This is a genomic window from Microcoleus sp. Pol14D4 (assembly GCF_036701245.1).
Classification (GTDB): Bacteria; Cyanobacteriota; Cyanobacteriia; order Cyanobacteriales; family Microcoleaceae; genus Microcoleus.
Genome location: NZ_JAUBQM010000128.1, coordinates 1 through 9,729, shown reverse-complemented (window position 1 = coordinate 9,729; position 9,729 = coordinate 1). Strand labels below are relative to the sequence as shown.

11 protein-coding genes are annotated in these 9,729 nt (G+C 48.1%); 10 read left to right on the top strand and 1 reads right to left on the bottom strand.

Translation table 11 applies throughout. From position 1 onward, the window contains the following. Positions 1-397: 397 nt before the first annotated feature. Positions 398-1,060: a class I SAM-dependent methyltransferase gene (locus QUA33_RS26630; protein WP_333152580.1), complete on the bottom strand. Its 663-nt coding sequence runs from the start codon at positions 1,058-1,060 to the stop codon at positions 398-400. Positions 1,061-1,245: 185 nt separating this feature from the next. Here QUA33_RS26630 and QUA33_RS26625 point away from each other — a divergent pair, with 185 nt between their 5' ends. The 10 genes from QUA33_RS26625 to QUA33_RS26580 all read left to right on the top strand — a co-directional run bounded on the left by QUA33_RS26625 (position 1,246) and on the right by QUA33_RS26580 (position 9,499). Next, positions 1,246-1,716: a MarR family transcriptional regulator gene (locus QUA33_RS26625; RefSeq protein WP_333152578.1), complete on the top strand. Its 471-nt coding sequence runs from the start codon at positions 1,246-1,248 to the stop codon at positions 1,714-1,716. 163 nt (positions 1,717-1,879) lie between these two features. Beyond that, positions 1,880-3,556, top strand: a complete 1,677-nt coding sequence (locus tag QUA33_RS26620; RefSeq protein ID WP_333152576.1) for an HlyD family efflux transporter periplasmic adaptor subunit — start codon at positions 1,880-1,882, stop codon at positions 3,554-3,556. 355 nt (positions 3,557-3,911) lie between these two features. Then, a complete protein-coding gene (gene rpmH, locus QUA33_RS26615; RefSeq protein ID WP_006632320.1) occupies positions 3,912-4,049 on the top strand; it encodes a 50S ribosomal protein L34 in 138 nt (45 codons plus the stop codon). A 42-nt stretch (positions 4,050-4,091) separates the two neighbouring features. Beyond that, complete coding sequence (gene rnpA, locus QUA33_RS26610) at positions 4,092-4,496, top strand: ribonuclease P protein component (protein ID WP_333073508.1); 405 nt, start codon at positions 4,092-4,094, stop codon at positions 4,494-4,496. Continuing rightward, the gene (locus QUA33_RS26605) at positions 4,468-4,860 is read left to right on the top strand and encodes a PH domain-containing protein (RefSeq protein ID WP_333152573.1); all 393 of its coding nucleotides are present in this window, start codon (positions 4,468-4,470) and stop codon (positions 4,858-4,860) included. The genes rnpA and QUA33_RS26605 overlap by 29 nt, the downstream gene beginning before the upstream one ends. 204 nt (positions 4,861-5,064) lie before the next feature. Then, positions 5,065-6,213: a membrane protein insertase YidC gene (gene yidC / locus QUA33_RS26600; RefSeq protein ID WP_333152571.1), complete on the top strand. Its 1,149-nt coding sequence runs from the start codon at positions 5,065-5,067 to the stop codon at positions 6,211-6,213. A gap of 11 nt (positions 6,214-6,224) precedes the next feature. Then, on the top strand, positions 6,225-6,698 hold the full coding sequence (locus QUA33_RS26595; RefSeq protein WP_333152569.1) for a R3H domain-containing nucleic acid-binding protein: 474 nt from the start codon (positions 6,225-6,227) through the stop codon (positions 6,696-6,698). A gap of 97 nt (positions 6,699-6,795) precedes the next feature. Continuing rightward, positions 6,796-7,311, top strand: a complete 516-nt coding sequence (locus tag QUA33_RS26590; RefSeq protein ID WP_333152566.1) for a YceD family protein — start codon at positions 6,796-6,798, stop codon at positions 7,309-7,311. Between the two features lie 18 nt (positions 7,312-7,329). Next, a complete protein-coding gene (locus QUA33_RS26585) occupies positions 7,330-8,838 on the top strand; it encodes an AAA family ATPase (RefSeq protein ID WP_333152564.1) in 1,509 nt (502 codons plus the stop codon). Positions 8,839-9,037: 199 nt separating this feature from the next. Continuing rightward, a complete protein-coding gene (locus tag QUA33_RS26580) occupies positions 9,038-9,499 on the top strand; it encodes an SH3 domain-containing protein (RefSeq protein ID WP_333152562.1) in 462 nt (153 codons plus the stop codon). The last annotated feature ends 230 nt before the right edge of the window (positions 9,500-9,729 follow it).

The window sequence follows — 9,729 nt, the reverse complement described above, 5'->3', positions numbered from 1 at the left end:
TTATTTAAATGGGTTAATTGGCAAGTCGGGAAAAGCTGTCTAAGTATTTGTACTTATTGCAAAAGTGACACGCTCCCAGTGCGTCGCGCTGCAAATAGCAAAGCAGTTAGAATATCCTCATGTTATAAATTTTGAGATTCATCTATAATTTATTTAGCATTCATACCATAACTCAGTCATCCAAGAATCAACTCTACTGGAGCTCAGAGATCGCGAATATAAGGTTTTCCGTGACAGATATTTGGAGCGAGTGTGATGCGATGCCCCAGTTGGTTTTCCATATTTTAGGAGCAAATATTAAATATATCCTAACCTAAAAAACATAGCTTTCGATCGGTTTTTAGTAAGGACTTTAGTTATGTCAATCTCGATCTAAAGTCCTTACTGCAAAAAAAAATTAACTTTGGCGGTAAGCAACTACCGCATAAAATGGATCGCCACTTCCTATTCGCAGCATTTGCATAAAACTCGGCAAGTTAGGCTTGCGAACAATTACTTCCGGCTTGCTAAACCCGGGTATGTTCGCTCCTTTGACAGAATCAAAGTAACCCTTGACTAATTCTACCCGATCGCCCTCGGAACCTTCCCGCCAAGCCGCGATCGCCTTTTGATAAAACATCCGGTTGGAAAAGCTCATAATTGCTACGCCACCAGGCTTCAAAATCCGGTGAATCTCGGCAAAAATCGCATCCGGGTGCTGCAAATACTGTACCGAAACGCAGTTGACAATGGCGTCAAACTCTGCATCCGGCAGTGGCAATTTGGGATTTGCGTTCAAATTCTGCACGAAATAATGATTCAGTCTGCGATTCTTTGCCAACTCTTGTTCATTCATGCCGTGCCCTTCAACATGGGCAAATTGCATCTCGTCGGGCAAGTGAGAAACCCAACTGCTCATCATATCAAAAATCCGAGTATTCGGTTTCAGCCGTTCCCGATATAAATCGGTGAGTTGCTGAATGAATCCATCGTCTACGTGAGTCACATACCGGGGAGCGGAATAGAACAAATTGTCGTCGGTGTCGTCTAACTTGGTGCGTTGGTCGGCTGGAAGCAACATAAATTCTGATCGCGAACTAGATTTACTCTTTCTAGTTTAAGAACAATAAGAATTGTTAACATATCCGGCAGAGGGCGGATTCCCGGTTTTAGCGTAGCGTTCGATCGCTAAAAAACCTGCTTGCACCCTTGACATCTCCCAAAAAGTCTTTTACACTAATAGTACGAACGCTAAGTAATAAGCCGATGGTTACTACATCCACTGTCGATCGCACACATCTAGCTCAGTGGCACGACGTTCTCGCCCCCCACAGCCTGGGCTACCGTCTCAAACTTCTGGCACAGCTAGGCAGTCGCAGGCTGCAAGAGGTACTTGAACCCTTTGGATTGACACCTTTTCACTGGCTGGTACTGTGCTGCTTGTGGCAAGAAGACGGTTTGCCGACTTCCAGCATTGGCGACAAACTGCAACAGGTAGGCGGGACGCTGACAGGCGTACTCGATCGCATGGAAGAAAGAGGTCTAGTCCGCCGGGAGAGAGACACGCGCGATCGCCGTATATGGCGCATTTGGCTGACAGACTCCGGCAGGGAACTGCAAGAGGTATTGCCCCCGCTGGTAGCTAAAATCAGAGATCGAGCTGTCGAGGGAATTTCAGCGGCCGATCAAGAACTCTTTTCCCAACTGATCGATCAAGCGATCCTGAATCTTTCCTAAACCGACAAATCAATCTTTTGAGTGAAGTGCAGCAGCATCTACCTCCACTACATTACAAATAACCGCAAAATACTACGCACTCTTAAAAAAAGCCGTCTTACTAAATAAAAACTACGTACCCTAAACAAACGACATCTTACTAAAGTATTAGGAGTCAAATACCATGAAAGGTCCAAACGAAACCAACCCAGCAGAATTCAATGGTAACGGCAAAGCAGTCGCCGTATTAGAAAAGCCGATCGACGACAGCATCGCTAAAAGCCTACCAGTAATCCCCGCCCCAGAAACAGAAATCAGCGCCCCTGCCGAAGTCAAAACAGGCGCAGAAACAGAACTGCAAGCACCCCTGCCGACGGCTGCAACACCCAAGAAAAAAGCCCCGAAAGCGTTGATATTAGCAGCGCTGGGCCTAGGGGCGATCGCAGCAGGCAGCTTCGGCTACCGCTACTGGCAATACGCCTCCATCCACCAAGAAACCGAAAACGCCACAGTTGCCGGACACATCCACCAAATCAGCAGCCGCGTCAACGGTACTGTCGCCGAAGTCTTAGTACAAGACAACCAACAAGTAAAACCCGGACAACTGCTGATCAAACTCGACCCCCGCGACTATCAAGTTAAAGTCCAACAAGCCCAAGCAGCCTTAGAAAACGCCCGCGGCCAAGCCGAAGCAGCCGAAGCCAATATTTCCCTAGCCTCTGAAACCAGCCAAGGCAAAACAGCCCAAGCCCAAGGAGATATCAGCGGTGCAAACGCTGCGATTTCCACCGCCCAAGCAGCACTCAGAGAAGCCCAGCAAGGCGTACCCGCTGCAGAAGCTACCGTTGCTGAAGCCGAAGCCGGCGTACCCGCCGCCCAAGCCAAAGTCGCCCAAGCCGAAGCCGGCATTCCCCAAGCCCAAGCCAAAGTGACGGAAGCCGAAGCCGGCATTGCCGCAGCGCAAGCTCAGCTAGTACAAGCGCAAGCCAATCTCGTCAAGACGCAAGCTGATTATAGACGGTACGAAAGCTTGCAGTCTGAAGGTGCGATCGCCCGCCAGCAACTAGACGCAGCGAGAGCCGCCTACCAAGTAGCCCAAGGCCAAACCACCGCAGCCCAACAAGGAATTGCCCAAGCTAGAGCGCGGTTAGCCCAAGCTAAGGAAGGCGTAACCGAAGCTCAAGCTGCAGTAGCCCAAGCTCGAGAAGGGGTAAAACAAGCTCAATCCCAAGTAGCGCGCGCCCAAGTCGGCGTCGCCAGCGCTCAAGCTAAAGTCGCCCTAGCCGAAGAAGGTATCAGCACCGCCGAAGCAAAACTTGCTGCATCAAAGGGCGGATTGCAACAGGCGCAAGCTACGGGCGAGCAAACTAAAGTCAGTCGATCGCAGTATGATGCTGCTAAAGCTGCGATCGGGCAATCGGAAGCTGCGGTTAAAGACGCTCAACTGCAACTTTCCTACACGAATATTACTGCTCCGGCCGCCGGACAAATCGGCCGCAAATCGGTTGAAGTCGGGCAGCGGGTGCAGCCTGGAACTCCGTTAATGGCTATAGTAAGTAACGATTTGTGGGTAATTGCTAACTTCAAAGAAACGCAACTGGCAAACATGAAACCAGGCCAAAAAGTAGAAATTAAATTAGATGCTTTTGGTAGCCGCAAATTTGAAGGTCATCTCGATAGTTTCTCCCCTGCTTCTGGCGCTCAATTTTCCTTATTGCCTCCCGATAATGCTACGGGTAATTTCACCAAAGTTGTGCAGCGGATTCCGGTAAAAATTGTGTTTGATGCCGAAAGCATTAAAGGCTACGAATCGCGAATTGCACCGGGGATGTCTGCTACGGTAAATGTTGAATTGAAATAAGGGAAGACATGACACGGATACACGGATGAATTGAACTGTGTGTTCTTTGGTGTCACCAATTCTGGCTTTTACCCGTGATTGCAAGCGAAATCCCCGACTTCTCAAAGAAGTCGGGGATTTGATTTTTTCGCTTAAGGGCGATCGCCCTTGCCATATCATCTTAAAAAGTTAGGTATCTGGTAGTGAAAACCAAACCGAAATCTCGTTTACCAGCTCGAAAACGGGTTGTTGCTTTGTGATTAGTGGCGATCAATTCAAATCCGAAAAATATTATTGCAAACTAAACCCCTCTATGGTATACTAGAAGATTGTGAATATTAATCAAAAGTAAAGTAACAAGCCGGGAGAAATCAAAATGACACAGCAAACCCTGCACGGAACCAGCCGCAAAAGAAAAAGAACATCGGGTTTTCGCGCCAGAATGCGTACCGCGACTGGTCGATTAGTAATCAAAGCTCGCCGCAGCAAAGGTCGCCACCGCCTTGCAGTGTAGCACTGCATCAAGGTAGAGAGGCCTCAACGATCGCCCTACGCCATGTTGCCCGATACAAACCGACTTAAGCACCGAAAAGACTTCAGCGCCGTATACCGCAAGGGAATGCGCCGTAACTCGGCCCATTTCAGCTTAAGAGCTCTGCGTAAACCAAAAAGCGCCGAATTAAGCAAACCGACAGCCGAAAAATCCTTGCAGCCAACTCGCACAGGCATTTCCATCAGCCTGAAAGTCAGCAAACGCGCTGTAGTCCGCAACCGGATTAAGCGTCAGATTCGGGCAGCTTTGCGACACCTATTGCCCCGATTAAAATTCGGGTGGGATTTAGTAATTGTCGTGCGTCCGATCGCACAAGAGTGCAATTATGCAGAAATTCTGCAAGAATTAGAGCAGTTGTTGGTAGAAGCCGAGGTACTAGATGGGAATTCGAGAGGAAGTATATTATGAAGGCGGCCCCGCGCCGGGAGACTTGATCCTCAATTTACTCCTGGGGCTGACTGTGGTGGGAATCCCCCTAGCAGTAGGAGCAATTGTCCGAGCTCTGTGGCTGCGGTATCGGATCACCAGCCGCCGAGTGTCCGTAACTAGCGGTTGGATGGGGGGCGATCAGACAGACGTTATCTACTCAGATATAGTCAAAATCGTCACAGTACCTCGCGGTTTCGGGACTTACGGAGACATGGTGCTCACCATGAAAAATGGCAGCCGCTTGGAACTCAGAGCTATGCCGAAATTTCGAGCAATGTATGACTACATTAACGAAAAACTGCCCGTAGCAGCTCAAAAAGCAAACGCGGCCAAAGCTAAATAACCGAACCGCTTTCACCCTCAAATCAGGGTAAAGTGAGTGCGAGTATTGGCAAACTCATTACAACAAACCCGCAGACTGGGCGGTCGATCGACGGGCAATGTCCTAAGATAGAGACAAAACCCTAAAAATTGAGGCGGCTCGCCTCCAGCGGGTAAAAATAGTTCTCAACAGCAAACATAGAGCACCTAAATTAACTCAAAGCGAATGGATTTCGGTATCTCGTTTCTCTCCAACAACCTCATGCTCCCGATCCTAGATTTTTTCTACGGGATCGTGCCAAGCTACGGTTTAGCGATCGTAGCTCTGACGCTCGTGATTCGCTTTGCTCTTTATCCTCTCAATGCAGGCTCCCTTCGCAATATGCGGCGCATGAAAGTAGCGCAGCCATTGATGAAAGAGCGAGTAGATCAAATTCAAAAACTCTATAAAGAAAATCCTGCAAAACAGCAGGAGGAAATGAGCAAAGTATACAAAGAATTTGGCAATCCTCTAGCAGGATGCTTCCCGTTGGTTCTGCAAATGCCAGTGCTGTTTGCACTGTTTGCAACGCTCCGGGGTTCGCCGTTTTCTGACATAAATTACAGCGTCAACGTTCAAGTTTTGCCGAAAGAACAAATCGAAAATGTTCAACCGCAAGCTTTTGCTACACCGCCACAAAATATTTACGTCACAGGTACTTTTCATGCTCCTGTTGTGGGCGTAATTCCAGGCGGCGACAAACTCGCAGTCGGCGAAACAACCAAGATTAATTTTCAAACCCCAGAGGGCAAACCTCTCAAAGTTTTAGCTGCTGAAAATAAGAGCGAAATCGACTTTGAACCCGGCTGGAAAGTCATCAAAGGCGAAGAAGTGGTCAAGGTAGATGAACAGGGCAACATCACGGCCTTAGCGCCCGGTGAAGCCACAGTTCAAGGCACAATCCCCGGATTGGCTTCTAACAAAGGATTCCTTTTTATTGAAGCTCTAGGCCGCGTGGGCGCGATCGACTCAGACGGTACAATCCACTGGGATATTTTGGTGATGATCCTGGGCTTCGGCATCAGTTTGTACATCAACCAAACTCTTTCAGGACAAGCACAAGGGCCAAACGACAACCCCCAACAGGCTACCGTCAACAAACTGACGCCAGTCATATTTTCGGGGATGTTTTTGTTCTTCCCACTGCCCGCCGGCGTGTTGATGTATATGCTGATTGCTAACATCTTCCAAACAGTTCAATCGTTTATTTTGTCGCGAGAACCGCTGCCCGAAAACCTCCAAAAAATAGTGGACGAAGCAGAGGCGAAAACCCAAAAAGAACAAGGATTAGATGCACTTCCCTTTGAGCCCAAGCGTTCTAAGAAAAAGGCTTGATTTTAACAACAATGAAAGACTCTCAAATGCAGCGCGGACAGGCATGGTTAGAAGAATTGCTACAACTGTCCGCAATTCCTTCAAAAGTGGTATGCGAACAACAAAAAGATTGCTATTGGATGACAATAGATGAAAGCAATCTGACTCCAGAACAAGTTGCAATCTTAGTCGGGCCAAACGGTAATGTATTAGATGCCATTCAGTACCTCTGTAACACGGTTCAGAATATAGGTCAGGAAGTAGAGGAGTCAATTCCTTATACAGTAGAACTAAATGGCTATCGCATCCGCCGCCAAGAAGAATTGCGATCGATGGCAGAGTACGCAGCAGATCAAGCCCGATCGACGGGAGTTGAAGTTGAAATAAAATCTCTGTCTTCGGCAGAACGCCGTCAAGTCCACAGCTTTTTGAGCGAATGTGAGGATATAGAAACTTACAGTCAAGGACAAGAACCCGATCGGCGTTTGGTAGTTCGCCTGCGCTGACGCTAAAGAAGGAAGAAGGAAGAAGGAAGAAGGAAGAAGTTAAAAATTAACTATTCCTTTTGACCTTTGAATTCAAGAAGTAGGAAGGCAAAAGATTATGGAGACAATTTATATCCCTCATCTCCTCACAAAAAGTGAGCGGAAAGAGGTCATTGATTTTGAAGAATTTATCCCCGATTTAGAAACTCTTACTCCGGTGCGAGGGCGACTGCAAGTGACTCACCAAGGGAATTATCTTGAGGTGAAGGCAAAAGCAGAAACAATTGTTACTCTCACGTGCCACAGATGCTTGAAACAATACAATCATCGTTTGGCACTCAACTCATCAGAACTAATCTGGCTAGAAGAAACAGCAAATCAAACAGATTCAAGTTCAGCAGAAATAGAAGTTGCTTTAGAAGATTTGGTGGAAAATTTGTCCCCAGGCGGCTATTTCTCTCCGGGCGATTGGGTGTACGAGCAAATGTGTTTGGAACTGCCGCACAAACAGATATGCGATACTGAATGTCCGGGAATTTCTTTAACTGATGATGCAACAAATACAGCAAGCTCCGAAACAGTCTCAGACAGTCGCTGGGCATCTCTGGAAGCACTTAAACGGCAATTGCCTTAGTCAGTTGACTAATAACTAATGACTATTTTTAGCGACGAGTTTGAACTACTGCTGCGATCGCGCTACCCCCTAATTTACATTCCCACACGGGAAGAAGAGCGCGTAGAAGCGGCGATCGCCCAAAGCGCCAAAAAACAAGGTTCTCGCGCCGTCTACATCTGGGATTTTGTTGATGGCTACCAAGGCAATCCCAACGATACAGGTTTTGGCAAGCGCAACCCGCTGCAAGCCTTGGAATTTCTCGAAAAATTGCCCGCCTCCGCGCCGGCAATTTTTATTCTGCGGGACTTTCAGCGGTTTTTGGAAGATGTCTCGATTTCCCGCAAGCTGCGGAATTTGGCGAGACTCCTCAAATCTGTACCCAAAAATATTGTCATCGTATCTCCTATAATTTCGATACCAGAAGACCTCAGCGAAGTGATGACTGTTTTGGAGTTTCCCCTGCCTGCGGCGGCGGAAATCAAAATTGAGGTAGAAAGGCTGTTAGGGGCTACCGGACAAGCCATTGAAGGGCGTTTGCTGGACGAAACAGTGCGCTCCTGTCAAGGGCTGTCGATCGAACGAATACGCCGAGTTTTGGCCAAGGCGATCGCCACCAGAGGCGAACTCCATCCCGACGACGCGGAACTGATTTTGGAAGAAAAGCGCCAAACAATTCGGCAAACTCAAATTCTGGATTTTTACCCAGCCCGCGAAAATATATCCGATATTGGTGGTTTGGACAATCTCAAAGAATGGCTGCTGCGGCGCGGCGGTGCTTTTACCGAACGAGCCCGCCAATACGGTTTGCCACATCCCAGAGGTTTGTTGTTAGTCGGAATTCAAGGAACCGGAAAATCCTTAACGGCAAAGGCGATCGCCCACCACTGGCATTTGCCTTTACTGCGCTTGGATGTCGGGCGCTTGTTTGCCGGATTAGTCGGGGAATCAGAATCCCGCACCAGGCAAATGATTCAGCTAGCGGAAGCTTTGGCCCCCTGCGTGCTGTGGATTGACGAGATTGACAAAGCTTTTGCGGGATTGGACGGTAAAGGCGATTCCGGGACAACCAGCCGCGTGTTCGGGACTTTTATTACTTGGTTGGCCGAAAAAACTTCGCCGGTGTTTGTGGTAGCAACGGCCAACAACATCCAGTCTTTGCCGCCAGAAATGCTGAGAAAAGGCAGGTTTGACGAAATATTTTTTGTCGGTTTGCCCAGCCAGGAGGAACGGCGGGCGATTTTTGAGGTACATTTGTTGCGGTTGCGATCGCACAGCATCAAAAATTACGATGTAGAGCGCTTGGCTTACGAAACTCCCGACTTTTCAGGGGCCGAAATCGAGCAAACTTTGATTGAAGCAATGCACATTGGGTTTAGCCAAAATCGAGACTTTACGACAGATGATATTTTAGAATCAGCTAGTCAGATGGTGCCCTTAGCCAGAACTGCTCAAGAACAAATCCAGTTTCTCCAAGATTGGGCCGCTGCTGGGAAAGCTCGCCTTGCTTCTAGATACGGCAGTTTGAGCCGCCGGATTCAAGGTTAAGCTTTTGAAGTCAGTAGTCAGTAATTAGTAACCAGTTGTCAGTTGGCAGTTACCAGATTTTACTCAACATTCAGCAGTCAACACTCAACAGTCAACCTTCTTCCCTCTCTCTTCTGCCTTCTGCCTGACATTCGTTACATCCGTTACATCCGTTACAGAATCCGTTGCCGAACTTCCTTCTTCCTTCATTTGCTGTTTTATGAACACTGTATATAGCGTTTTCAAATTTTTAGTGGGTTTTCTGCTCGCGATCGTCCTGATGGCAGGTGCTAGCGTGGCTGCTGCACTTTACTTTGCGGCTAAGCTAACTACTGTGCCCGAAAAACCTGTTTTTCCCAACGACAAAACAGCAGTTCAGGTTGCGGGCGCTGCGCCGCAGTCAACAGCCCAGGCTAGCCCTGTTTCTACATCTAGCGATGCCCCGTCTCCCAAACCGCTGGAACCGGGAGCTTACCGAGCTCTGGTGACTCAGCCGATCGGCTTAATTCTCCGGGATACTGGTAGCCGAGACTCGAACCGCATTGGCGGTGTTGGTTACAAGGAAAAAGTCGTAGTTTTGGAAGAGTCGCCCGACAAAGAGTGGCAGCGAATTCGGATTGAGGATGACAATCGCGAGGGTTGGGTCAAAGGTGGCAATACTGAAAGAGTTGAGGGCGAATAGGAATTAGGCAAAATAGACAAAAAATATACTCCTCTGAGTGTGAGGGCAGCGAAGCAATTGTAGTGTGCAGGTTGTTTACCAACCCTGGGTTTTTTCCTGTCTCTGGCTCCAAATATCGAGATACATATTTATAAATAAAAGTCAAGTTAAATTTCTGGGGGGGTGACAAAAAGGTCTACGAGATAGACTGTATAAGGGTTGCGGCCCGCATACCTTGTTGATAAAAGCGG

What these genes read in the sequence shown, in the direction of transcription:
- QUA33_RS26590 (WP_333152566.1), top strand. Translation starts at nt 6,796, where the DNA reads ATGGAGACAATTTATATCCCTCATCTCCTCACAAAAAGTGAGCGGAAA.
- yidC (WP_333152571.1), top strand. Translation starts at nt 5,065, where the DNA reads ATGGATTTCGGTATCTCGTTTCTCTCCAACAACCTCATGCTCCCGATC.
- rpmH (WP_006632320.1), top strand. Translation starts at nt 3,912, where the DNA reads ATGACACAGCAAACCCTGCACGGAACCAGCCGCAAAAGAAAAAGAACA.
- QUA33_RS26625 (WP_333152578.1), top strand. Translation starts at nt 1,246, where the DNA reads ATGGTTACTACATCCACTGTCGATCGCACACATCTAGCTCAGTGGCAC.
- QUA33_RS26620 (WP_333152576.1), top strand. Translation starts at nt 1,880, where the DNA reads ATGAAAGGTCCAAACGAAACCAACCCAGCAGAATTCAATGGTAACGGC.
- rnpA (WP_333073508.1), top strand. Translation starts at nt 4,092, where the DNA reads ATGTTGCCCGATACAAACCGACTTAAGCACCGAAAAGACTTCAGCGCC.
- QUA33_RS26585 (WP_333152564.1), top strand. Translation starts at nt 7,330, where the DNA reads ATGACTATTTTTAGCGACGAGTTTGAACTACTGCTGCGATCGCGCTAC.
- QUA33_RS26595 (WP_333152569.1), top strand. Translation starts at nt 6,225, where the DNA reads ATGAAAGACTCTCAAATGCAGCGCGGACAGGCATGGTTAGAAGAATTG.
- QUA33_RS26580 (WP_333152562.1), top strand. Translation starts at nt 9,038, where the DNA reads ATGAACACTGTATATAGCGTTTTCAAATTTTTAGTGGGTTTTCTGCTC.
- QUA33_RS26630 (WP_333152580.1), bottom strand. Translation starts at nt 1,060, where the DNA reads ATGTTGCTTCCAGCCGACCAACGCACCAAGTTAGACGACACCGACGAC.
- QUA33_RS26605 (WP_333152573.1), top strand. Translation starts at nt 4,468, where the DNA reads ATGGGAATTCGAGAGGAAGTATATTATGAAGGCGGCCCCGCGCCGGGA.